We start from the raw sequence: 24208 nt of genomic DNA, 5'->3' as shown, positions 1-24208 counted from the left end.
GCTTTTCAACTTATTTTAAATCATCAATTGTGAAAGCACCAGGAAGTAACTGCTCAACAGTCACTTCTTTTTCGTCACCTTTTACATTCGTTAGTAAAACTCGCATTTTCGGATCACAAAATTCAGCAATCACTTGTCTACAAGCACCACATGGTGAAATAGGTCCGTCAGTTTCTCCTGTAATGACTAAGTAACTAAAGTCGCGCTCCCCTTCTGATACTGCTTTGAATATTGCTGTTCTTTCTGCACAGTTACATAAACCGTAAGAAGCATTTTCTATATTACAACCAGTATAGATTTTACCTTCTTTCGTAACTAATGCTGCACCAACCGGAAATTTTGAATACGGAATATACGCTTTCGATAACATCTTATTTGCTTCTTCAATATATTTTTTCTTATCCATATTATTTCCTCCTCAAAGTAAATGTAATGTTAATTAGTCAGTAATAACAGTATGAACTAATTTAGGAGCCACTGCTGTTTCAGCGATAGAAATATTTTCATAAATTTTTGCTTTTACATCTTCTACATTTTCACGATTTGCGTAGATCGTTACGAATGGCTCGCCTTCTTTTACTGCATCGCCAACTTTTTTACGTAACATTAAACCTACAGCTAAATCGATTTCATCTTCTTTCGTTGCACGGCCTGCACCAAGTAACATTGCAGCGATACCGATTTCATCTGCAACAATATTTGAAATCACGCCTGAAGTTTTAGCAGGTACATCAATTACATACTTCGCTTGTGGCATTTTTTCTGGATTGTCTACAATCGAGCTATCTCCACCTTGATTGCTTAAGAACTCTTTAAATTTCTCAGTTGCTTTTCCGTTTTTCATAACTTCAATTAACATTTCACGAGCTTCTTCTAACGTATTTGCTTTTTTCGCAAGTACGACCATTTGACTTCCTAATACAAGTACTAATTCTGTTAAATCTTCTGGCCCTTCACCTTTTAACGTATCAATTGCTTCTTTCACTTCTAGGGCATTACCAATCGCAAAGCCAAGAGGTTGTGACATATCTGAAATAACAGCCATCGTTTGACGTCCTACATTATTTCCGATGCGTACCATTGCATGTGCTAATTCTTTTGCATCTTCTTCTGTTTTCATAAATGCACCTGCACCTGTTTTTACATCAAGTACGATTGCGTCAGCACCAGCTGCAATTTTTTTACTCATAATTGAACTTGCGATTAGAGGAATTGAATTTACTGTTCCTGTTACATCACGTAATGCATAAATCTTTTTATCAGCAGGTGTTAAGTTTCCTGTTTGTCCGATAACAGCTACTTTGTCACGGTTTACAATATCAATGAACTGCTCTTTCGTAATTTCAACGTGGAATCCTTCCACTGCTTCTAATTTGTCAATTGTTCCGCCCGTATGTCCTAAACCACGACCTGACATTTTTGCTACTGGTACATCTAAAGCAGCAACTAATGGTCCTAATACTAATGTAGTTGTATCACCAACACCGCCAGTTGAATGCTTATCTACTTTAATGCCTTCAATTGCTGATAAGTCGATCGTTTCTCCAGACTCCACCATTGCCATCGTTAAATCTGCACGTTCACGATCTGTCATATCTTTAAAGAAGATTGCCATTGCAAGTGCACTCACTTGATAATCAGGAATACTTCCGTCTGTATATCCATTAATAAAGAATTTGATTTCTTCAGTCGTTAATTCTTTGCCGTCACGTTTTTTTGCAATAATATCTACCATTCTCATTACAATCACCATTCCTTTTTATATGATATGAATCTATTAAAATAATAAACCAACGATTGTTGCTGATAAGAAACTTACTAGCGTTGCACCGAAAAGTAATTTCAAACCAAATCTTGCGACTACATTCCCCTGCTTTTCATTTAAGCTCTTAACTGCCCCTGCAATAATTCCAATTGAAGAGAAGTTTGCAAATGAAACTAAGAATACAGATATAATCGCTGTCGTTCTGTCTGAGAAATTAAAGTTCCCTTGCGCTAAATCTGTCATAGCGACAAATTCATTCGATACAAGTTTTGTTGCCATAATATTACCGGCATTAACTGCTTCATGCCATGGAACACCCATAATAAATGCAAATGGTGCAAATACATAACCAAGAATTTCTTGGAATGAAATACCGATTACACCTTTAAATACTGCATTAATGAATGCGATAAGAGCAACGAAACCAACTAACATAGCTGCTACTGTAATCGCAACTTTAAATCCATCGATAATGTATTCCCCTAGTACTTCAAAGAAAGTCTTCTTCTCTTCTTCTTGCACTTCTAACATATCTTCTTCTTCAGTAACTTCATACGGGTTAATGATAGAAGCAATGATAAAGCCACCGAATAAGTTAAGTACTAAAGCGGTTACAACATATTGCGGTTTTAATAATACCATGTATGATCCAACGATAGACATAGAAACTGTAGACATTGCAGATGCACATAATGTGTACATTCTTTTCTCTGGCAATAATCCTAGTTGTTTCTTAACTGAAATAAACACTTCAGACTGCCCTAAAATCGCAGAAGCTACCGCGTTATATGATTCTAGTTTACCCATTCCATTTACTTTACTTAATGCTAGACCGATAGATTTCACAATAATAGGTAATACTTTAATATGTTGCAAAATACCTATTAAAGCTGATATAAATACGATTGGCATTAATACACTTAAAAAGAATGAAAACTCTTTTTGATTTACTAATCCACCAAATACGAAATTCACACCATCAGCGGCATATTTTAATAATTCCCCAAAACCATCTGCTATTCCGCTAATTAATATATTCCCTACACTTGTATTTAATAGTAAAAAACCCAAAATGAATTGTAATATAACCATCGTTATGATTGGACGATATTTGACTTTCTTTCTATCATTACTAGCAAGCCAAGCGATACCTAAAATCAATACGAGGCCAAAAACACCGATTAAGTATTTCATAAGCCGTCTCCTCCCATTCGTATCCGCTTACATTCTTTTCAATTGTTAAAGCAATAGATACACTATACTTTGTGTATCTATTGCTTTTCACACTTTATTAATTAGTAGTTATCTGTAGCACCTTTTGCATCGTTTAATACGATTGCAACACTAGCGCTTGCTCCAACACGAGAAGCTCCAGCAGCTACCATTTTATCTGCATCTTCACGTGTACGAACTCCGCCAGATGCTTTTACACCAACGTTTGGTCCTACCGTTTTACGCATTAATGCGATATCTTCAGCAGTTGCTCCGCCAGTTGAGAATCCAGTTGAAGTTTTTACGAAATCAGCGCCAGCTTTTACTGATAATTCACAAGCACGAACTTTTTCTTCGTCTGTTAGAAGGCAAGTTTCAATGATTACTTTTACAAGAGCTTTTCCTTTTGCTGCTTGTACTACTTCATAAATATCTTTTTCAACGAACTCATTGTCGCCATCTTTTAAAGCACCTACGTTGATTACCATATCAACTTCAGTTGCACCTTTTGCGATAGCATCTTTTGTTTCGAATGCTTTTGTTTCAGTAGTGCTTGCACCTAATGGGAAACCGATTACAGTACAAACGTCTACATCATGTCCAGCTAATTCTTCAGCAGCTAGCTTTACCCATGTAGGATTAATACAAACAGAAGCGAATTTATATTCCTTTGCTTCCTCGATTACTTTCATAACATCTTCTTTTGTAGAATTAGCTTTTAAAATTGTATGGTCAATTAACTTTGCAATATTCATTATTATCACTCCTCATATCTTTTAACAACTTCATTCTAACTCTTAGTTGAACAAATGTAAATATACTTTTGAAATTTTGTTCATTTTTTTAAAAAGGAATTTTCTTGTAGTAAATAAAGCGCATTCTAACTAAGAAACAATTCACGTTTAAAATCAAAACTTTTATATTAACAATGGTAGTATGTATCTCAATATCCATAATTATTTTTAAAAAGGCAATTTGTATTCAAAAAACACTCCCATAATTCATACATAACAAAATAAAAGGCTTTCTCAAGATGTTAATTTTGAGAAAGCCTTTTATTACTAACCTTTTTGATAATGTAACAGTTCTTTTGCTGTATGCTGATCAATAATTAATACATTTGCATACCCGCCACGTAACGCACCATCAATTGCTTGTATTTTTCTATTACCACCTGCAACTAAAATAGAACGTTTCTTTAATTTAAGTTCCCCTAACTCAATTCCAATGGTACGCTTATTAATTTCTTCACTACTAATATTTCCGTCTCCGTCAAAGAAACGTGAACAAATGTCACCGACAGCTTGTTTTTTCAGAATGTTCGTTTCATCCTTATCTAAATATCCTAATCGGAATAATAACGCTTCATCACGCACTGTTCCGACAGTGAAAACTGCAATATTTGCTTGTTTCCCCATTTCAATAATGTGATGAATATGTCGATCCTGCTCTACTAATTCTTTTGTCACCGCATTATCAAATATAACTGGGAGCGGTAAATTTCTTGGTGTCGTTTGAAAAGCCTCTGCAAATAAAGCAATGGTCTCATTCGCATATGTATTTACACTCGAATGACTAATACCACCTTTTAGCTGGACAACTTCTACACCTTTCACATGTTGTGGTACGATTTTCCTAGCGATTTCATACATCGTCATTCCCCAGCTTACACCGACGATATCACCGTTTTTCACTGTCTTTTCCATGTACTCAGCCGCATATTTACTAATATACTCAGTAATCGTTGCATATTCTGGCACTGGAGAAAATACTACATGCGCCTCTAACAAGTTGTACTTTTCTTTCAATAAATTCCCAACGTTATCTAAATCAGCAAATGGATCGGCTATACTAATTTGAACAAATCCTTTTTCTTTCGCGTACTTTAATAATCTAGAAATCGTCGGTCTTGAAATATTTAATTTGTTAGCAATTTCTTGCTGACTATAATCGGATTGATAATATAATCTTGCAACTTCAACGCTTAATTGTTGTTTATCTTTTTCCATAATAACTTATTACAAACCCTTTCCTGTATTTCCCTTTCGTTACAAGCATTATACAGCTTTATGCAAAAAAATTCGACTACCGAATTTTTACTAACTGAACTTCTACTTCACTTAGTATATACAATGAAACCTTTTTGTGTAGATTTACAAACTCAATATAGATACACTTGAAACATATAAATCGATTTATATGTAATTCATTCTTTTTTCTTTTTCTGTAGTAACGATAACAAAGCCGTTCAATAAGAAACATGAAACATCGTCTAAAAACTATTCAAATACCCCTCATAAACTGAAGATACTGTTTATGAGGGGTATTTATTCAATTTAAGTCTATAAAAATTGGATGGAAACAATGCACGTTCTCACTTATTTAGAATAAGAGAAAAGATGATGCTTTATTTGTTCAATAAAATAATGATGGTGTATATTATCGTTAGATACTCGACTTGCCATAATAGCTCCCTCCATTGAAGATGCAAGAAAAGAAGCGAGCGATATAATATCTATATCTTCTTTAAGTTCTTGTTTCTCTATTCCTTCCTTTATGAGAGAGGCCATTAACATTACTGTATCATCATAACCTTTTGCTGCTGCTTTTTGTAATTCTGGAAATACTCCAGTACTTTCAATTGCGCTATTAAGTAATGGACAGCCTCCAGCAATAGGAGGGTTATTAGCTGCATCTTGATATACAAGGAATATTGCAAGGATTTTATCGATTGCTGTCTTTTTATTTTCCATCGCTTTATGAAAATGGTTCCACATAATCTCACCACTTTTGTCGTAGGCAGCAAGGACAATTTCTTCTTTATTTTTGAATCTACGATAAATAGCTCCTTTAGATAGTTCAGTAGCTGTCATTATATCCTGAATGGATGTATAAGTTATCCCATTAGTATTAAATAAATATAAAGATGTTTCAATAATCTTTTCTTTTACCTTATCAACTTTAGTCATGCTTTGTGGTCCTCCTAATAAAACGAACTTAATATTCAAGGTGATTTTTACTATGATTTTTTTTGAATTTTTATTGTAAGTATAAATAAGTTTGAAGCAAAAATATCTTATCAATCCCTATTTTATAGGAACCTAAAACAATACAGTTTGAGGTTCATTAAATTATGTTATCTATAACATTCGAATGAATTTTCTGTTAATAATAATATGAACAATCGGTTAATTCAGTCATATTATACAACTAATTCTATTTAAAACCATAGAAGAAGTAAAAATATATAGTTAATTTTAATGTATAGACATATAACTATTATATATAATTTTTATTAATATGTTTAGCTAAAGGGATGAGCTACTCCCTCTTTCATTTCATTCTATAAAAGGGTAATCATTAATGATTGCTGTAATTTGATTGTAAATAAACAATCGATATATAAACATACTCGGTTTTTACTATTTTGATTTTGTTAATAATTTGTAAAAAGGGTTTAAAAAACTAGAAACTTATAGTATCATTAGATTCCGGACCGAACCGTTCGGTCCGGAATCTTGTATAAATTAGAAAGAGAACCTTATGCAGAAAGAAAAATCAAAGATTCTAAGTAATTTAATTATGGAGGTAATAAGGTGAACTTTATTAAAATGAATCAAAAAGAACTTATTATGCTACTAGTTTATCCAATGTTTACACTATTTCAAATTGGCTTGTTCATATTATTTGGCATATCACTTTTAACTAATGTCAATTTAGTTGAATCAGAATTTGCTCTTGGTGCCATGAGCTTGACTATACCTACTATTCTAGGAGTAATGTTCTTTAGGAAAGAAATTATTCAAAGTTTTACTTATTTTAAAGAGAAGACAATTTTGAAAATAGTAAGTATTCCTATAGTGGTTTTATTTATGGTAATTGTGGAAAATTCTATTATGCATTTTCTAAATACAGGTCAACCAGAGAACCAAGAACAGGTCCTTACACAAGGGGCAGAGATTCCTATTATATTCACATTGCTCCTATTTGGAATTATGGGTCCAGTAATTGAAGAAATTATGTTTCGCCATATATTATTAAATCGTTTTTCGCATTATGTTGGTACTGCTATTGCATCTATCATTTCAATTATAATTTTTACAGTACTTCATACGAACCAGCTTTCGGATATTGCTATTTATTTACCTGGATCGGTAATTCTTACTGCGGCTTATCTTATTTCTAACAGATCCATTGCATATGTTATGGCGATACATGTGTTAAATAATTCTATTGCTTTCATTCAAATGTACATGTCATAGTGAGACATATGTTAAACAATGGCATTACTTTCATTCTAAACTAGACTTGTTTCTGTTGCAGAGTTAAAAAATAGAGATAGATATTAATAAATGGGGAGTGCAATTTAGATAGTGACTAATAATTTGTGTAATTCCTTGCACGTCAAAAAACCACAGTTTAGATGTAAACTGTGGTTTTTTTTATATAGGGGACCCACATCACAATTAAACTAAGAAAAGCAAATATCCTGAGATAAGAAAATTGGTATGAAGGTGTAAAATCAATTATAAAATGGTAGCTTTAGAATAAATGAAACGAGAAATTACCGTCATTGTTTATTTCTCATTTCATTTACATATTTATTTTTGGAAAAATAACCTAACTCCAAATACTAATAATACTGTGCCAGTAATACCCTCTATTGTACGGTTCACTTTTTCTTTTCTTAAAAAAGTTCTTAATTGACGTATTAGCGTGATATAAAGCAAATACCATATTGCTGTCAAAGTCGTAAATGTGAGTCCTAACAAAAGAAATTGGAAGAAATGACTTTGATTGCTCACAATAAATTGGGGTAAAAAACTTAGGAAAAATACAGCAGTTTTTGGGTTTAAAATTGCCGTAGTAAATCCTTGTCTAAAACTTTTAATTGCTCCAATATCTTTATAGTCCATTTCTACTGAACCTGACATATCTTCTTTTCTAGAAAAAGCACTTTTAATTGACTTCACAGCTAAGTACATTAAATAAAAAGCCCCAGCATATTTTATAAATGTAAATAACATAGCAAATTTCATTAGAATGGCAGAGAGTCCTAGCGTAGCCATTATTGTATGAATCATCATTCCAGATATCGTCCCTAAGACGGTCTTTATCCCACCATTTTTACCATGCGAGATAGTATTTTTTGTAACTAAGGCAAAACCAGGACCAGGCATAATTATGATTAGCATTGCTGTAAGGATAAATAATAAATAATTTTCCATGTTCTAATATTTCCTTTCCAATTTTTAGTTTTGCTTACAGTATAACTTTTTTCATTAAAACATTACATATAAAAGGCTTGATCAGAAGTTTATCTGGGTTATTAGTATCAATTTGGCTAAACATTATCCTAAAGCCATATTGATAAAACACATGGCAAACTTATATATCAAACGACAAGTTCAACTCTCACAAAAAACAGGATGAAAAAATAAACAGCGGAACAAGTCCACTGTTTACTTCGTCACGCCTTCATGTAATTTTTCTGTATAATCTTTTACATCTTTCCAGCTATCTTTCGCTGTATTTAAATCTTCTTTTATAAACGTAAATTCTTCAGGACTCATTCCTTTTACGTTTTGTAGTAAATTATTATATTTCGCACCTACTGTATACCATTGATTTGATATATTTTGCAGTGCTGTAATTGCTGCATCAATTGTTTCTGTCATATTTGTTGTTTTATTTTTCACATCTGTCAAAATTGCGACTTCTGCTTGTGCGCCAGAGATTTTATCTTTTAAATTGGCTATTTCTCTTTCTGCATTTGCGATATCTTTTTTCGCAATCGCAATCATCGGTCCGCCAGCAAGACATGTTATTAACGCTACGCAAAGTACACCACCAGCGATAACCATATCATTACTTTTTTTAATTGAATCATTATATGTATTTATTTGTTGCTCTAATGCTGGAATACCAGCATTCGTACTCGCCAAAATCGAAGTTAATTGATTTGTATCTTCTTTAAAACTGTTTGTATCTTTCGCCATTCTATCGCGAAATGCTTTTAAATTCCCTAATAAAATATCAACTTCATTTTGATTTTTTAAAATGTCCGCATACAACTTTTCTAAATCTGCTTTTAATTTACCGCTATCCTTTTGATCAATCGCTACTAGCATGCTATTATAGTACGCTTGAAAAGTATTATTGTAATTAATAATATTTTGATCCGTTTTCATAATTTGAGGCTTCATATTATTTAACCAATACGCTGCATTAATTTTTGCATCTCTTTGGTGCTGAACCATATTTCCTTTAAACTCACTATTAATTGAACTTATTTTACTCAAATCAGTCTCTTGCTGATTTTGAATTAATTTTGCATATGAATCCATTGCAAATATGCTCGATGTCGTTTGCGCCATTACATCTTGGAAACCTGCTGGTCCAAGAGAATAATTTTTCGCATTTTCTTGCAATGTTTTTACGTTTTGTTCCGCTGCAAAAGGATGTAAAGGAAACGCGTTACTTGCTGCGAATCCAGCAATCATTATCGTTAAAAGACATTTTTTATAGAATTTATTACGCATAATTATCACCTATTCTTTTTATGAGGATATGAAACGTTAGAGGTAAAAAAAGCTCCTGCTCACTACTGAACAGGAGCTCTCTATTATTTAAAAATCATTTATCTGTACGTAATGCTGTAACAGTTCAATTACTATTATGCTTTTTTCGTATCTACTACTTTAATATCCTCAGCATAAATCTTTTCTGCATAGTCCTTAATGTTCTTCCAGCTATCTTTCGCAATGTTTAAATCTTCTTTAATGAAAACAAGATCGTTTGGACTAATTGAATCTACATTTTGAAGTAAAGAATTGTATTTTGATCCCATTGTGTACCATTGGTTTGAAATGTTTTGCAACGCTGTAATTGCAGTATCAATTGTATTTGTTAAATACTCCGTTTGTGTTTTAATGTTTGTTAATCCTGCTACTTCTAATTGAGCAGTTGTAACTTGTCCTGTTATTTTTTGAATTTCAGCTTGTGCATTATCAAGCTCTTTCTTCGCTAAAACAATACCAGCTGTACCACCACCTACAGCTGCCGCACCACCTGCAATTAACGCGACTCCTAGCGGCGTTCCTGCACCAGTTGCAATAACTACTGCACCACCGATAATTGCAATTGGTCCTAACGCTGTAGCAACTGATGAACCGATAATAATTGCATTATATTTACTAATTGCTTCATTGTACGTTGTAATTTGATTTTGCAATAGCGGAATTCCAGCGTCTTGACTAGCTAAGATAGATGTAATTTGATTTGCATCTCCCTTGAAGTTTTGCGTATCTGACGTCATTTTATTGCGGAATTTCTTCAAGTCTTCTACTAATTGATCTACTTGTGCTTTATTTTCATTAATACTACTTGATAATCTAGTTAAGCCTTTCGTAAGAGTCGCTTTATCTTTTGCATCTACCGCAGCAACTAAAGTATCATAATAGTTTTGGAATTTGGTATTGTAATTAATGATATTTTGATTCGTTGAAATAAGCTGTGGCTTTAATACATCTAACCATTGCTTCGCATTTCCTCTAGCTGTATCTTGGTGCTGAATCACTTTCCCTTTTAAAGCCGCATCAACAGACGATACATTACCAAAGTTAACATTACCTTGTTTAATAATTGTTAAAGCGTACAGATCCATTACTAAAGCGTTTGAACCTGTTCTTTCCATTGCATCTTTTAGGCCTTCTGGTCCTAATGAGTATTCCTCATAGTCATTATAAGCTTTTGCTACCGCATGAACTGGAGCTTGTTTCACTGTACTTTCAGCTGCATACGTATGGGCTGGCATGATGTTTCCTGCTGCAAATACTGCCATAAGTGCTGATAGAGCCATTACTTTATAAGGTTTTTTTGTCATTTTTCTTCTCTCCCTATATCGTTACTTATTTTTAATGTACTTCAACGTTTGTAACGTAATCTTCAAATTGATTTGTTTGCTTATTCATTTCATCACTTACTTTTTTAATTTGATTGAAATGTTTTTGAAGTAAACTACTATCTGTATATGTGCCTTCTTCAACATTCTTTTGAATTTGGATCATATTATTGTTTAGAACTTTCCAATCTGTTATTAACGTTTCTAAAGTTGTAATTTGACGATCGATTAATTCTGTAAAGCTACTTACTTGATCTTCAACGAATGTAATTTGTGTCGCCTCTGCTTCAGTTTGTGATAACTTTTGTATAAGTGGTAGTAGCTCTTTTTGCTTTTGCTGAATGCGAAGAGCTGCTTCCCTCGTTTGACTATCTGCAGCATTTACAATTTCATTACTTAAAGTACCGATAGAAACAAAATCAATTGTTTTCGTTTGTGCAGTTTGATTTGTAATGGTAAATACTTGTTTACCGATATTAATAGAACCTTTAATAATTTCTTGAGGTCTATTCAAAATAGTAGTTAGTTCAGCTTGAATTTCCCCTTGAATTCTTTTAATATCTTCTCTTAGCTTCACAATATCTCCACTTGATCCTTGCAGTGTTTTTATTGCTTCATCAGCTTTAATCGATAAGTTATTGCTATCTTTGTCTAATACTGTTTTAAATCGATTTAACTCTAATAAATCTTGCTCCATACTCTCTTGGATGCTTTGTACTTGCAGTTGTAATTTTCCATATGCATTTGTAAAATCTGCTTTTGCTTGTTCATCTTCATTTACGTTTCCTGCTAGTTCATAGAGCTTACTATAATAACTATTAAATCTAATACTATATCTCATCATCTCTTGATTTAAATCGATTAACTTCGGATTATATTCATCGATCCACTCTCTTACATTTGCCTTTGCAAACTTTTGATGATTCGTCAAACTACTCATCGCATTCACCTTAATGTCTGGCTGTTGTAAAATAACTAATCCGTATGCTTGTATAAGCGGTGACTGTGATCCTAACATTCTAATTGAATTGGATAATGTATTTGGAGCAATTACATTTTGTGCATATACTGCTTTCACTTCTGTTTGCCCCTCCTTAGCGTAAGCGCTTACAGGAATGAAGCAACTCGTAGATACTGCTGTAACCAATAACCCTGTAATTAAAGTCTTTTTCACTTTAACTCCTCCTATGTATTAGCAACTATTACTATCGCATTTTATTATTCTATTTTCTTGCAATTAATTTGAGATGGTTACAATAGAGGACATTCTCACCGTGATTCATGTACGAACCATCTCTCCTAACTTTTTTCTACAGTACTTACTTATTGTTATAAAACATTTCATACCTTTTCATATGTGCTTAGTATGAATAAAGTTGTATAAATTTTCTATTCTATTGCAATTTCCACATTCATACAGTGAATATATTACATAAAAATATTATTCACTCTAAACTAATTCACTTATAAAAGTATGAAATTTCGTTTTGTTTTCAAGTAAGTTTTGTACTGTAAGGTCATTTAAACACAGCTATTTATATAACGTAAAGAAGTATTTTCATTCCCTTTATTTTCAAGCTCTTATGTCCTTATCCCAAAATAAAATTCGTTTCACTTTCCCGATTAAAATATCCATATATCACAACAGAAAACACTACTTACTCACAACGGATAAAATTATATTAATATATTTTTAGTTAAATATGCAATAATGCATAGCGTATACACAAAAAGGATAGCTCCACTTTCGTGAAACTATCCTTAAAAAATCTTTTTACTTTTTCAAATGATATGGAACTGTCGTAATAACAACATTTCTCTTATAGAGTAAATACGCACGTATGAGTAAACTTGATTGATTATGAAGAATGTTATGCCAACCTTTTTTCGGAATAAACTGTGGTATAACGACCGTAACTCGATAATTTGATTCACTCGCTTTATATTGCACTGTATCAATGAACTTAGTTAGCGGCTGAATAATACTTCTATAATGAGAATGCAATGTAACAAGCCTTACTTCAGGTTGCCACTTCTTCCATTTCTCTTCAAATTTCTTTTCCTCTTCTCTGTCAAAAGCAACATATACAGCGATAACTTGATCTGCAGAAAGAGCCTTCGCATAGTTCAATGAATTTTCTACTACATGAGTCATACCAGCTACAGGAACGACAATTACATTCCCCTCAATCGGAATAAGAGGCTCACAAGTTTTTAAACTTAATTGATCACCCACTGCATCATAATGCTTCTTAATTCGGTGGAACAAGAAAATAATAGCAGGTAAGAAAATAAGGATTGACCAAACTTGTGCAAATTTCGTTAAAAAGAACATGCTCATAACGATAAAACTAATGACTGCTCCAATTAAATTAACCGTTAATCTTAAAGCCCATCCTTCAGGTTTTTCACGAAGCCATTTTAATACCATACCCGTTTGAGAAAGTGTAAATGGAATAAACACACCTACTGCATATAGCGGAATTAAATGTTCTGTTTGACCTTGGAAAGCTACAATTAAAATAATCGAAGCGATTCCAAGTATAATAATACCGTTTGAGTAACCAAGACGGTCTCCTCTAATCGTAAACATTCTCGGTATGAATTTATCTTTTGCAAGGTTAACTGCTAATAATGGAAATGCAGAATACCCTGTGTTAGCAGCAAGAATTAATATTAAAGCTGTTGTGCCTTGTATGAAATAGTACATGAAATTACGTCCAAATGTTTGTTCAGCAATTTGGGAAACAACAGTTACTTCTTTACTCGGTGTAATTCCGTAATAATAAGCTAAAAATACAATTCCTGAAAATAACACAGCAAGTAATGCACCCATCGCAAGCAAAGTTTTCGCTGCATTGTTTGGTGCAGGATCTTTAAAGTTTGGAATTGCGTTTGAAATCGCTTCAACACCTGTTAAAGCCGAACTACCTGATGCAAATGCTCTTAACAGTAAAAACAAACTAATTCCCGCAACCGGCGTTCCAATCGGCGTGTGTAAGGCCTGCGAAACGTGACCAGTTAAAATATTGTATATCCCTACACCAATTAATATAAATAGTGCTAAAACGAATAAATAAACAGGATATGCTAAAACGGAAGCTGACTCTGTTACGCCTCTTAAATTTAATATGGTTATAAATATAACAAATATAATCGCAATGATTACATTATGTGCATGTAAGCTAGGAAAAGCCGATGTTAACGCATCTGTACCTGCTGATACACTTACTGCAACAGTTAAAATATAATCAACTAATAAAGACCCTCCAGCTATTAAACCTGGATTCATCCCTAAGTTTTCTTTTGATACAACATATGCGCCCCCGCCATGTGGGTAGGCAAAAATAATTTGACGATAAGATAAAATAAGAGCTGTCAATAATACTAATACCCCAACAGCTATCGGAATGGAATACCAATACGCAATCGCTCCAACACCTGCTAAAGCAATTAAAATTTGCTCTGGTCCGTAAGCAACTGATGACAATGCGTCAGAAGATAGAATGGCTAGCGCCTTCGTTTTATTAAGCTTTTGCTCTCCTAACTCAGTTGATTTTAACGGCCTTCCAATTAAAAATCTTTTAATAGATGAAACCACAGCTGTCCACTCTCCAATAATTTTGTACGAACGATTCTGCTTGTTACAGCCAGCAAACTATTTCTTCAGAAAACAAAAAATGTCTACAAGCCATAGCGAAATAGACTTGTAGACATTATTTTTTTTGTCGCACAAGCTCCACCTTCCTTCTCAATATAACGCTTACGAGGTTAGCTGTCGGATTCGGGCCTATGAGTAGCCCTACCTTTTTTCAAGGATTCACCCCATCGGATTATGTACTAATCCGTAAGAACGGGTCCCCCGTACCATGCGGTTTCAGCGATTTAGAAAATTGAAACTGTGGATTATAATACTCCTTTATTTTCAAAATGTAAACAAAAATTTTTAAAAAGAAAAAATTTAAAATGATTACGCATAATCCGCTGATAAATATACATAATGAATACTAAAAAACCCTTAAAGGAGACCCGTATGTCTAAAAAGAAGAAACCGCTTTTTTCCGATTCATATTTAGATGCAGTAGCAAATGAAATTAATCAGTTATATGATAAACGTGAACAGGAAATAAACTTGACAGAAAGAATTAAAAGAAACAAATAATTTGTCATACGCAAATAAAAAAGATAGCAATACACTTATATATTGCTATCTTTTTTATTATTTCATACATCTAATTCTATTACGGGTTTGTTAAATGTCATTTCTTCATACACCTTCAAATTTTGATATACCACTCCTAGTAATGGTGCTTCTAAAGAAAATTGTTCTGCTACATCTAGTAAGTATCCTTGCAAATGCTTCCCTTCAATAAACGAACCTTTTTCCATATCACGCTGCATGGAGGACTTCATATCATAAGAAATTTTATCAATTGTTTTCATATGTTCCTGGGCAATATTATCTTTAACTGGAGCTCCTAATACCCTCATAATTTGCACAGATTCCTCAAATAAATTTCGGATAAATTCACGTCCACCTTCACTTTCACGAATTGGTCCTATCGGTGCACGCATTAATGTTGTAACGCCTGACATGACAGTAATAAATAAATATTTATGCCACATATCTTGCGTGATATTTTCACTTAAAACAAAGCTAGCTTTCGTACCTATAAATGCTTTCGTAATACGCTTTATTCTCTCTGAATCTTGAGGCTTAATTTCTCCAAATACAAGTCTGTTGGCAGCACTAGTTTGTACAATTTCTCCTTGATCGTTTAACGTCGTCTCAATAAAGCATAAACCGCCCATTACTTTTTCCCCGCCGAATTCTTTTTGTAATAGCGATAAATGAGCGATACCATTTAACAATGGAATGATTACAGTATTTTCGCCAACAAATGGCTTCAAATCTTGAATTGCCTCGTTTAAGTGATACGCCTTTGTTGAAAATAAAATCACATCAAATGGAGAAGTTCTATCTTCTTTCGTTATCAATTTCGGTTGAAAGGAAAAATCTCCATTCACACTACGAATAACAAGTCCTTTTTCCTCTAATTGTTGTTTTCTTTTGCTGCGAACGAGAAATGTAACATCTTCTCCCTTTTCTACTAATCGGCCACCAAAAAATCCACCGACGCCACCAGCTCCTAATACTAAAATGCGCATACAACATCCCCTTTTCCTCACACAATTATACTAGTTTTAGTATACATAACATTATACATGTCCCTTGTTAAATTAGCTGAATTTTCATTCTTAATCTATTGAAAAAACAAGGTTATTTTCAAGAAAAATTGGGCATGTTGTTTCTATAGCTTATACGGAAAGGAAACAATGTAAATGGAGGCAATACAAACAATCGAAGAAAAAGATGTAACAACAGCTATATTTCAATTTATATTCCCGTTTTCGTTTAAAACTGGATATGAACAAAATATGTTCCCTTTCTTACAAAAAAATAATTTCCGTCCTTTTCGACTTGATCATCTTGAAGATGAAAATACATATTACGGACAGTTTCAAGTTTCACATCAAAATATGGAAGCATACTATCTTTCATTTACGAATAAAATTCTTTTTCCCCATTCAGAACATCAAAAGGGACTACAGCGCTATTCTAAAGACCTTAATTTAAATGGACATTTAACAACAAATCTTATTTCCGTTCCATTCAAGATACATTCTATTGATGTAACACTTTGTCCTTATGAGCTTGGCTTTTTAACAATTCGAACAGAAGTCAAAACCGCTCCAAACATGACATTATCAGAAGCCATCGAATTTGCTTCTCGCTTCCGTGTGCTTGAAACTAGAAATGATACAACCGAGACCATTTGTATTGAATGTGATGGAAAAAAATATTCACAAGTAGAAAAACTTATATTCGGCGATTTATATCATGGCTTAACAGACTTCTTTGAGAATAAGAGGTTGCGGAGTTCATACTTTCAAACATTCCCCTTCTTTGAAGACCAACGAATGTATGTACAAACCTTATTATCTATTAACAAAAAGTCAGACCTTCATGTAGTTGATGTATATCGAGCTTCCAGTCTTTCCGGATTAACAAACGATGGTAAGCCGTATATTAGCGCAAATAATGTTCCTTATATTCACGATTATTTAACAAAGCATTCTTATCAAAGATGGGCTCCTAACCGTTATTTTATTATGGAAGAACATATTTTCACATGTATAACAAATGAAGGTGAACGAGAAGTCACTAAACTTGCTAGTCAAATGTACGGAGAATTTTATTACGCTTTATTATTAAACCTATTTCATAAAGTTGTTTTATTAAAGATGGCGAATGCTTATGCTGAGCTAAATATTGAACAAGATACAAATGAAATAGAGAAATTAATTTATTCAATCAATTCGTTTACAGCCAATTATTTTTCTTTAGAATTAGTATCTCAATCACAAAGTGAAGATATTTTCTTCCGCTTAAGAAAACTTTTTAACATTGAAATTTTATACTCGAACGCGAAACAAAATCTTGATAGTTTGTTTAAATATCAAGAAAATGTCGCCGCTAAAAAAGATAGCCTTTTATTATTAATTTTAACGCTCTACTCTGTAGTGGGCCAAATGTTAGGTTTTACTATGATTGACCTTTTAAGAAATACAGATTCAAACAAAATATCATCTCCTCTTGAATTTTTTGCACTGTTAATAGCAATTAGCGGTATAGTCATTTCCTTTATTTTAGGTGCACAAAGTTTATACCAATGGGGTATACAGCATCGAAGAAGACAAGCGTGGGTAAAACAAACTGTACTTTCTGCTGTGAAAGAAAAAGAGGATAAAAATTAAAGACAATTCTTTTTAAATTACAAATACATGATGCGCTTCAGTAAATGAAATTTTTATCAGCGATTTTTCGAATATATCAGCGCAACTCAAAATATATCGGCGATTTTTCAGATATATCGACTTACCGACAAAAATCGACAAAAGACAGAACCTGACAATATAAAAAGGGTGCTCCAAAATAAAGTTTGGAGTACCCTTTTTTATTACACGAATTCAGCTTACTTACCTGCTTCGATTTTCTCTAATACAGCAGCTACTTGTTCTTCCGTTAATTCATGTTGTATTACGTAGCGGTTACGTGGGCTTACACGACATTCATGAGAACATGCACGTAAATGTTTTGCTTCGTTTTCTTCAGAACATAAAATTTTCTTGTTACATTCTGGATTTGAACAGTTTACATAGCGCTCACAAGGTTCACCTGTAAAGTGGTCTTTACCAACAATAACATGTTCTTTTTGGTTTACTGGTACAGCAATACGCTCATCAAATACGTAACATTGTCCATCCCATAGCTCGCCTTGTACTTCTGGATCTTTTCCGTACGTTACAATTCCGCCGTGAAGCTGACTTACATCTTCATAGCCTTCACGAACTAACCAACCAGAAAACTTCTCACAACGAATTCCGCCTGTACAATAAGTTAAAATCTTTTTACCCTCAAGTGTTTCTTTGTTTTCTCTAATCCAATCTGGTAATTCACGGAATGATTCAATATCTGGTTTAATTGCACCTTTAAAATGCCCTAAATCGAACTCATAATCATTTCGTGCATCAATAATAACTGTATCTTCTTGTTTCATCGCCTCATAAAAATCTTTTGGCTCTAAATATTTTCCAGTTATTTCTTTTGGATTAATGTCGTCTTCTAGACGAAGTGTAACTAACTCTGGACGCGGACGCACGTGCATTTTCTTGAATGCATGGCCTTCTTCTTCATCTATTTTAAACACGATACCATCAAAACGTGGATCATTGTTCATTGCTTCCATGTATTTCTCTGTTTGTTCTACAGTTCCAGAACAAGTTCCATTAATACCTTCTTTTGCTACAAGGATTCTACCTTTTAATTCAAGTGAATTACAAAATTCTAAATGCTCTGCAGCGAATTCTTCAGGGTTTTCAATTGTTGTGTACATGTAATAAAGTAATACTCTGTATGGTTTTGTAGTTGCCAATGTATTTCTACCACCTATCTAATTTTTAAAATCATGTATAAGTTAACGCTCATATCAAAACATATATAATAAGAAAATGTATCCAAAGTTTTATGCATCCCATTTTCTTCTCTTTATACTATTTTCTATAAGTTAACAAAAATAAAAAACAAGATTACACACCAAAACACTATGGTTATGTTGCAATCCCAATATATTATATATCATACAAATCCATTTCCATCAATTAATATGCTGTATAATAGGCTTTTTGTTCACATAAATTTCAAAAACAGTCCTTTAATTTATTATCTTCTCCTTTATTCAGCGCCCATAAACTTCCAAAATATTTTTGTATTTCCACACCATTAATTGCAGAAAGCCATATAATTTGCATTAAGGAAACTTTTATGTTCAAATAAAATCAACACATAACATATATAAATGTATTGAAATAATGAGTAAGAATAAATACAATAATTTCATCAAGTTAAGATTTCAAAGGGGAACACTACTATGAATAAAGATATATCAAAAGACGAACAAATCCCTTCTCAAAGTACAACTGTTCAATCAGCTCATTTAGCGCTAAGCGGACAAACGAAAGGCTTAAAAAGACTATTACCATTCTTAGGACCTGCTTTCATCGCTTCAGTCGCTTATATTGATCCTGGAAATTTTGCAACGAATATTGCTGCTGGTTCACAATATGGTTATTTATTACTTTGGGTAATTCTCGCTTCTAATTTAATGGCTGTATTAATTCAAACTTTATCAGCTAAATTAGGAATTGCTACTGGGAGAAACCTTCCAGAGATAGCTCGTGAAAATTTCCCGAGACCTGTTTCCATCGGTTTATGGATTCAAGGTGAACTTGTTATTATGGCAACTGATTTAGCTGAATTTATTGGGGCAGCACTCGGATTGTACTTGTTATTCGGAATTCCAATGTTACCAGCAGCTTTAATTACAGCAGCTGGATCGTTTATTATTCTTGAATTTCAACGCAGAGGCTTTCGTCCATTAGAAGCAATCATAACAGGGATGATTTTTATCGTTGTTATCGCTTTTGGTGTCCAGGTCTTTTATGCAAAACCGGAATTAAGCCCTCTTCTTTCAGGACTATTTATCCCAAAATTCCAAGGCGTGGATAGTATTCTTTTAGCAGCTGGTATTTTAGGTGCGACAGTTATGCCACACGCAATATATTTACATTCCGCCTTAACACAGCGCCGTGTAGTCGGAACAAATGATGAACAAAAGAAAAAGATTTTCCGTTTCGAATTCATTGATATCATTATTGCAATGGTTATCGCTGGAGCCATTAATGCGAGTATGTTAATTGTAGCAGCTGCTTTATTCTTTAAAAACGGCTTGCACGTTGAAGACCTTGACGTCGCTTTCAACCAATTCAGTAATTTAGTCGGTCCTGCATCCGCTGCTTTATTTGGAATCGGACTTTTATCAGCAGGATTATCTAGCTCGTCTGTCGGTACAATGTCTGGTGACATTATTATGCAAGGATTCATTCGCATGCATATTCCGTTATATTTACGCCGATTTATAACAATGATTCCACCTCTAGTTATAATTGCTTTAGGTGTAAACCCAACTTATGCTCTCGTTATGAGCCAAGTTGTCTTATCGTTTGGTATTGCCTTTGCATTAGTACCGCTTATTATGTTTACAAGTAGTAAAAAGATTATGGGGGCACTCGTTAACCACCGTATAACAACTTTCATCGCTTGGATAATTGCTGCACTCGTTATCGTTTTAAATATTTTCTTACTGTATCAAACATTTATAGGGTAATGAAAAAGGGTATTCCAATCAAAAATGGAATACCCTTTTTAGTAAAATAATTCTCTTCTAATTACCTTTTACGTATGTACCTCTTTCCGGCATCAGCGCACTTTTTTTAGTTCGAAAATAAAGTGGCAAGCCTTCCGTACAAAACATACTCACCTCGGATGGATTCTCTCTTTGATGATGGATGTGTAAATGCGGCTCACTTGAACTTCCAGAGTTACCAACTTGGGCAAGAACGAAGCCTTCGTTTACATGTTGTCCTTCTTTAGCTTTAATTGACCCTTTCTTTAAGTGAGCAAGAATCAAAAATGTCCCTGTTTCATCTAACCGTAAATAAATATGATTCCCGGCCATTGACTGAAAATCATCTGATCCCGGAACTAAATCTTTTTCATCATTATTAACTGATACAACTGTTCCAGAAGCTGGCGCCATTACTGTCGCTCCGTATATTCCATAATCCTCTAACTTACTACTTTTCACTTCAGCAGGTGGAATGAGAATATCATATGCCCATCTTTCATTTGGTTTTATCACATGATAATTCTTCTCTAGGCGATCACCACCCCACCCTACTAACGCCCGCTCATTCAAAGGAAAACGAACGACTATTTTAGGACTCGTAGACTGTACATCTGCTGGGTATGCAATTCTCCCAATGTTAGCGAACCACCCGACAGGCCAAGCTCCAATGATAGAGAACAGAACTATTAAAAGTAGCGTTCTATCTATTCGCTTTCTAAAGATGCCTTTCCAAGCAAACATTACTACTGAGCCTATCAAAACAAAAATCGAAACTACGCTAAATGCTTGTATCCACCACCAAACAACGACTGATATAATACCATGAGCTAAATAAACTACACTCCAACTTATAATTAAAAAAGAAACTATAATTGCTAACAAACTTTTCTTCCACATGCTGTATCCCTACTCTCATATCTTTGTTCTCAATGATATGAAGTAAAAATTACGGCATATGAAAGAAATACTTACGACTTTCTTACTTTTTTATACTGTGGTAATTTCACAGTGAAAATTGTTTCTTTATCGTTACTACATACAGTTATATCTCCTTTATGGAGCTGAGCTATACTTCTCGAAATTGCAAGTCCCATTCCTTTCCCACCCGTATGAGAGCTACGTGATTTTTCACCACGATAAAACTTCTCAAAAACGTAAGGAAGACTCTTTGTCGGAATACATTGTCCAAAATTTTTAATTTCTACTTCAACATTCCTTTCTCTTTGGGAAATTTGAATTGAAATTTCTTTTCCATCTTTCCCGTACATAATGCTATTACTAATTATATTTTCAAATAGTCTCACTATAAGTGCTACATCAACTTTTACATATAGCTCTTCATTACTTTTAATATAAAAACTTATATTGGCATCATCTAACTGTGGTAAAAAATCAATCATGACCTGTTCAATTAATGCTTTCATATCTACTACATTTTTATGTAATTCAATCTCTCTATAGTTTATTTGACAGTATTCTAATAAATCTTCAACTTGATTTTTTAATTCATAACTTTTTCGCTTTAATATGCTTACATATTGTCCACATTCTTCTCCATGTGAATGAAGCTTATTTTCTAGTAAGTCCGCATAACCAATTAGAGATGTTACAGGCGTTCGTAAGTCATGTGAAATATTACTAATCATTTCATTTTTCATTTCCTGTGATTTTTTTTCATTTTCAATAGACTCTTTTAAACTTTTGGCCATTCTATTGACATTCGTCGCTAACTCACCAATCTCATCGCTTTTCGAAATAGGTATATGTATTTCCAAATTACCATTGCTTATTTCCTTCACGTTCTTATTGATCTCATTCAATCTTTTTATAGTTGTCTTTGTCAGTAATGCAAAATATATAGTGGTTAACAGCAGAAAAAACATAAAATAAACAAACGAATATTTTTCTTCTAGCGCGACAACGTCACTATATATACTTCCAAATAAAATTTGAACTAATATGATACTTACCGTAGCTAACAGAATACTACATATAAATGAAAAAAAGAATTTAGCTCTAATTCCTTGTAATGATTTAATCTCCAATTTTATACCCGACTCCCCAAACATTTTGTATAAACCTCGGTTCTTTTGGATTCTCTTCAATTTTATTTCTTAATCTCGCAATATGAACCATTACCGTATTATTACTTTCATAGGCCCTTTCATTCCAAACACTTTCATATATTTCTTCAATCGTAAACACACGGTTCTTTGCAGCTGCCATTAAGTGCAAAATATCATATTCAGTTTTTGTAACATTAATTGTTTGTCCATATATCTTTACTACTCTAGAAATTTCATCTATTTCTAAACCTTTAATGTTTATTTTCTTTTCCATTACTTGGACAGCAATTTGATTAAAATATGTATACCTTCTTAATTGAGCTTTCACTCTTGCTATAAATTCAATTGTACTAAACGGCTTCACAATATAATCATCTGCCCCAGTACTAAATCCAATTACTTTATCTACATCCGATGATTTTGCGCTTAAAAACATAATTGGTAAACTATTTTTCTCTCTAATCCTTCTACACAGTTCTATACCATCCATTTGAGGCATCATAATATCAAGAATAGCAAGTTGAATACTGTTATTATTTATTATCTCTAATGCCTCTTCTCCGTTATGAGCACTAAAAACAGTAAAACCTTCTTGCGTTAAATTCACATTAATAAATTGAACAATATCTAGATCATCATCTACAATTAATATTGAGTTTTTCTCCATTTCTAAACCTCTTTTTTGAAATATATTCCACATCCCATTTTAACATAAATCAAACCTGCCCTTTCATCTTGAATAATCTTTATTTTCAGTTTAAATTATATAATAACAAATGCATTCTAGTTTCATAAGAAATGGAGTGAAAATATGTTTCCTATATTAAAAACTGACCGACTCATTTTGCGAGAACTTACGGAAGAAGATGCACCGGGTATACTACAATGCTTTTCTAATACTGATGTACTGCGCTATTATGGCCAAAAACCATTACAGAATGTAGATCAAGTAAAGCAAATTATTAATAATTTCAAGTTGAGTTACAATGCAAGAAACGGTATAAAATGGGGCATCGAATTAAAAGATAAAAAAGAACTCATTGGAACAATTGGTTTTCACGATTGGTCTTCTGAGCATAAACGAGCAAATATAAGTTATGCCTTTCTCCCTGAACACTGGGGAAATGGCTATGCTACGGAAGCAGTTTCTGAGGTTATATCATACGGTTTCCACACGCTTCATTTAAAACGGATTGGTGCAATTGTCTTTCTTGAAAATGAAGCTTCAAATAAGGTGCTATTAAAATTAGGTTTTGAAAAAGAAGGCGTTCTAAAAAATTATATGTATCAAGATGATATTCCATATGATACGAATTTTTATGCTTTATTAAAATCGGTTTAATAGAATTTATGTGTGAAGAATTCGTATCCGTACAACGGATCCAAATAGTAGATTTTTAATGAGGGATGGAAAAAAACGATCGGTTTTCATTTCTTATCGTACGATTGATGC

At 33.2% G+C, this 24208-nt stretch carries 21 protein-coding genes and 1 riboswitch; of the genes, 5 read left to right on the top strand and 16 right to left on the bottom strand.

What is annotated here, in order from left to right; genetic code table 11:
* Positions 1 to 10: 10 nt before the first annotated feature.
* From JDS81_RS06375 to JDS81_RS06350, 6 genes are all read right to left on the bottom strand, one after another.
* Positions 11 to 406 (bottom strand): cytidine deaminase, encoded by a 396-nt coding sequence (locus JDS81_RS06375; RefSeq protein WP_000358537.1) that lies wholly within the window; start codon positions 404 to 406, stop codon positions 11 to 13.
* A gap of 33 nt (positions 407 to 439) precedes the next feature.
* Positions 440 to 1741, bottom strand: coding sequence for a pyrimidine-nucleoside phosphorylase (locus tag JDS81_RS06370; protein WP_001983022.1), 1302 nt, complete (start codon positions 1739 to 1741; stop codon positions 440 to 442).
* 36 nt (positions 1742 to 1777) lie between these two features.
* On the bottom strand, positions 1778 to 2959 hold the full coding sequence (locus JDS81_RS06365) for a NupC/NupG family nucleoside CNT transporter (RefSeq protein WP_000876190.1): 1182 nt from the start codon (positions 2957 to 2959) through the stop codon (positions 1778 to 1780).
* A gap of 101 nt (positions 2960 to 3060) precedes the next feature.
* Positions 3061 to 3732 (bottom strand): deoxyribose-phosphate aldolase, encoded by a 672-nt coding sequence (deoC, locus tag JDS81_RS06360; RefSeq protein ID WP_001017434.1) that lies wholly within the window; start codon positions 3730 to 3732, stop codon positions 3061 to 3063.
* A 306-nt stretch (positions 3733 to 4038) separates the two neighbouring features.
* Positions 4039 to 4986 (bottom strand): sugar-binding transcriptional regulator, encoded by a 948-nt coding sequence (locus JDS81_RS06355; RefSeq protein WP_097954177.1) that lies wholly within the window; start codon positions 4984 to 4986, stop codon positions 4039 to 4041.
* Positions 4987 to 5355: 369 nt separating this feature from the next.
* Positions 5356 to 5946: a TetR/AcrR family transcriptional regulator gene (locus tag JDS81_RS06350; protein ID WP_097954176.1), complete on the bottom strand. Its 591-nt coding sequence runs from the start codon at positions 5944 to 5946 to the stop codon at positions 5356 to 5358.
* A 627-nt stretch (positions 5947 to 6573) separates the two neighbouring features.
* Between JDS81_RS06350 and JDS81_RS06345 the strand changes: the two genes are divergently transcribed.
* Positions 6574 to 7239 carry a CPBP family intramembrane glutamic endopeptidase gene (locus tag JDS81_RS06345; RefSeq protein WP_001009316.1) on the top strand — a complete coding sequence of 222 codons (666 nt, stop codon included), beginning with the start codon at positions 6574 to 6576 and terminating at the stop codon, positions 7237 to 7239.
* A 339-nt stretch (positions 7240 to 7578) separates the two neighbouring features.
* Here the strand turns inward: JDS81_RS06345 and JDS81_RS06340 are convergent, their stop codons facing one another.
* The 5 genes from JDS81_RS06340 to JDS81_RS06320 form a co-directional block, all read right to left on the bottom strand.
* Positions 7579 to 8205 carry a LysE family translocator gene (locus JDS81_RS06340; RefSeq protein ID WP_000432984.1) on the bottom strand — a complete coding sequence of 209 codons (627 nt, stop codon included), beginning with the start codon at positions 8203 to 8205 and terminating at the stop codon, positions 7579 to 7581.
* A gap of 234 nt (positions 8206 to 8439) precedes the next feature.
* A complete protein-coding gene (gene nheC, locus JDS81_RS06335) occupies positions 8440 to 9519 on the bottom strand; it encodes a non-hemolytic enterotoxin subunit C (protein WP_097954175.1) in 1080 nt (359 codons plus the stop codon).
* 134 nt (positions 9520 to 9653) lie between these two features.
* Positions 9654 to 10862 (bottom strand): non-hemolytic enterotoxin NHE subunit B, encoded by a 1209-nt coding sequence (gene nheB, locus JDS81_RS06330; RefSeq protein ID WP_000162968.1) that lies wholly within the window; start codon positions 10860 to 10862, stop codon positions 9654 to 9656.
* A gap of 31 nt (positions 10863 to 10893) precedes the next feature.
* Complete coding sequence (gene nheA, locus JDS81_RS06325; protein ID WP_097954174.1) at positions 10894 to 12054, bottom strand: non-hemolytic enterotoxin NHE subunit A; 1161 nt, start codon at positions 12052 to 12054, stop codon at positions 10894 to 10896.
* A gap of 600 nt (positions 12055 to 12654) precedes the next feature.
* Positions 12655 to 14481 carry an APC family permease gene (locus tag JDS81_RS06320; protein WP_000254903.1) on the bottom strand — a complete coding sequence of 609 codons (1827 nt, stop codon included), beginning with the start codon at positions 14479 to 14481 and terminating at the stop codon, positions 12655 to 12657.
* Between the two features lie 144 nt (positions 14482 to 14625).
* Positions 14626 to 14773, bottom strand: a riboswitch (cyclic di-AMP (ydaO/yuaA leader).
* Positions 14774 to 14913: 140 nt separating this feature from the next.
* On the opposite strand from JDS81_RS06320, the gene JDS81_RS30740 reads away from it, so the two are divergent.
* On the top strand, positions 14914 to 15042 hold the full coding sequence (locus tag JDS81_RS30740) for a hypothetical protein (protein ID WP_255569958.1): 129 nt from the start codon (positions 14914 to 14916) through the stop codon (positions 15040 to 15042).
* 62 nt (positions 15043 to 15104) lie between these two features.
* Here the strand turns inward: JDS81_RS30740 and panE are convergent, their stop codons facing one another.
* Positions 15105 to 16049: a 2-dehydropantoate 2-reductase gene (gene panE / locus JDS81_RS06315; RefSeq protein ID WP_001221919.1), complete on the bottom strand. Its 945-nt coding sequence runs from the start codon at positions 16047 to 16049 to the stop codon at positions 15105 to 15107.
* Positions 16050 to 16223: 174 nt separating this feature from the next.
* Here panE and JDS81_RS06310 point away from each other — a divergent pair, with 174 nt between their 5' ends.
* Positions 16224 to 17699: a hypothetical protein gene (locus tag JDS81_RS06310; RefSeq protein WP_097954172.1), complete on the top strand. Its 1476-nt coding sequence runs from the start codon at positions 16224 to 16226 to the stop codon at positions 17697 to 17699.
* A gap of 218 nt (positions 17700 to 17917) precedes the next feature.
* Here the strand turns inward: JDS81_RS06310 and trhO are convergent, their stop codons facing one another.
* Positions 17918 to 18877, bottom strand: coding sequence for an oxygen-dependent tRNA uridine(34) hydroxylase TrhO (gene trhO, locus JDS81_RS06305; RefSeq protein ID WP_000246238.1), 960 nt, complete (start codon positions 18875 to 18877; stop codon positions 17918 to 17920).
* A 495-nt stretch (positions 18878 to 19372) separates the two neighbouring features.
* Here trhO and JDS81_RS06300 point away from each other — a divergent pair, with 495 nt between their 5' ends.
* Positions 19373 to 20668: an Nramp family divalent metal transporter gene (locus tag JDS81_RS06300; protein WP_001030659.1), complete on the top strand. Its 1296-nt coding sequence runs from the start codon at positions 19373 to 19375 to the stop codon at positions 20666 to 20668.
* A 57-nt stretch (positions 20669 to 20725) separates the two neighbouring features.
* Here JDS81_RS06300 and JDS81_RS06295 read toward each other — a convergent pair whose 3' ends face one another.
* The 3 genes from JDS81_RS06295 to JDS81_RS06285 all read right to left on the bottom strand — a co-directional run bounded on the left by JDS81_RS06295 (position 20726) and on the right by JDS81_RS06285 (position 23422).
* Positions 20726 to 21586, bottom strand: a complete 861-nt coding sequence (locus tag JDS81_RS06295) for a M23 family metallopeptidase (RefSeq protein ID WP_097954171.1) — start codon at positions 21584 to 21586, stop codon at positions 20726 to 20728.
* 71 nt (positions 21587 to 21657) lie between these two features.
* A complete protein-coding gene (locus tag JDS81_RS06290) occupies positions 21658 to 22758 on the bottom strand; it encodes a sensor histidine kinase (RefSeq protein ID WP_141499573.1) in 1101 nt (366 codons plus the stop codon).
* Positions 22724 to 23422 carry a response regulator transcription factor gene (locus JDS81_RS06285; RefSeq protein ID WP_097954169.1) on the bottom strand — a complete coding sequence of 233 codons (699 nt, stop codon included), beginning with the start codon at positions 23420 to 23422 and terminating at the stop codon, positions 22724 to 22726. The genes JDS81_RS06290 and JDS81_RS06285 overlap by 35 nt, the downstream gene beginning before the upstream one ends.
* A 144-nt stretch (positions 23423 to 23566) precedes the next feature.
* On the opposite strand from JDS81_RS06285, the gene JDS81_RS06280 reads away from it, so the two are divergent.
* Positions 23567 to 24097 carry a GNAT family N-acetyltransferase gene (locus JDS81_RS06280; protein ID WP_000483971.1) on the top strand — a complete coding sequence of 177 codons (531 nt, stop codon included), beginning with the start codon at positions 23567 to 23569 and terminating at the stop codon, positions 24095 to 24097.
* The last annotated feature ends 111 nt before the right edge of the window (positions 24098 to 24208 follow it).

It is taken from the genome of Bacillus cereus group sp. N31 (assembly GCF_016483245.1).
In the GTDB taxonomy this organism is placed as follows: Bacteria; Bacillota; Bacilli; order Bacillales; family Bacillaceae_G; genus Bacillus_A; species Bacillus_A toyonensis.
The sequence above is the reverse complement of the archived record's forward strand: the minus strand, read 5'-3'. Positions and strand labels throughout refer to the sequence as shown.

Excerpts from the sequence above, each read along its gene's own strand:
- JDS81_RS06375 (WP_000358537.1), bottom strand. The coding sequence starts at position 406 with ATGGATAAGAAAAAATATATTGAAGAAGCAAATAAGATGTTATCGAAA.
- JDS81_RS06370 (WP_001983022.1), bottom strand. The coding sequence starts at position 1,741 with ATGAGAATGGTAGATATTATTGCAAAAAAACGTGACGGCAAAGAATTA.
- JDS81_RS06365 (WP_000876190.1), bottom strand. The coding sequence starts at position 2,959 with ATGAAATACTTAATCGGTGTTTTTGGCCTCGTATTGATTTTAGGTATC.
- deoC (WP_001017434.1), bottom strand. The coding sequence starts at position 3,732 with ATGAATATTGCAAAGTTAATTGACCATACAATTTTAAAAGCTAATTCT.
- JDS81_RS06355 (WP_097954177.1), bottom strand. The coding sequence starts at position 4,986 with ATGGAAAAAGATAAACAACAATTAAGCGTTGAAGTTGCAAGATTATAT.
- JDS81_RS06350 (WP_097954176.1), bottom strand. The coding sequence starts at position 5,946 with ATGACTAAAGTTGATAAGGTAAAAGAAAAGATTATTGAAACATCTTTA.
- JDS81_RS06340 (WP_000432984.1), bottom strand. The coding sequence starts at position 8,205 with ATGGAAAATTATTTATTATTTATCCTTACAGCAATGCTAATCATAATT.
- nheC (WP_097954175.1), bottom strand. The coding sequence starts at position 9,519 with ATGCGTAATAAATTCTATAAAAAATGTCTTTTAACGATAATGATTGCT.
- nheB (WP_000162968.1), bottom strand. The coding sequence starts at position 10,862 with ATGACAAAAAAACCTTATAAAGTAATGGCTCTATCAGCACTTATGGCA.
- JDS81_RS30740 (WP_255569958.1), top strand. The coding sequence starts at position 14,914 with ATGTCTAAAAAGAAGAAACCGCTTTTTTCCGATTCATATTTAGATGCA.
- panE (WP_001221919.1), bottom strand. The coding sequence starts at position 16,049 with ATGCGCATTTTAGTATTAGGAGCTGGTGGCGTCGGTGGATTTTTTGGT.
- JDS81_RS06310 (WP_097954172.1), top strand. The coding sequence starts at position 16,224 with ATGGAGGCAATACAAACAATCGAAGAAAAAGATGTAACAACAGCTATA.
- JDS81_RS06300 (WP_001030659.1), top strand. The coding sequence starts at position 19,373 with ATGAATAAAGATATATCAAAAGACGAACAAATCCCTTCTCAAAGTACA.
- JDS81_RS06295 (WP_097954171.1), bottom strand. The coding sequence starts at position 21,586 with ATGTGGAAGAAAAGTTTGTTAGCAATTATAGTTTCTTTTTTAATTATA.
- JDS81_RS06290 (WP_141499573.1), bottom strand. The coding sequence starts at position 22,758 with ATGTTTGGGGAGTCGGGTATAAAATTGGAGATTAAATCATTACAAGGA.
- JDS81_RS06285 (WP_097954169.1), bottom strand. The coding sequence starts at position 23,422 with ATGGAGAAAAACTCAATATTAATTGTAGATGATGATCTAGATATTGTT.
- JDS81_RS06280 (WP_000483971.1), top strand. The coding sequence starts at position 23,567 with ATGTTTCCTATATTAAAAACTGACCGACTCATTTTGCGAGAACTTACG.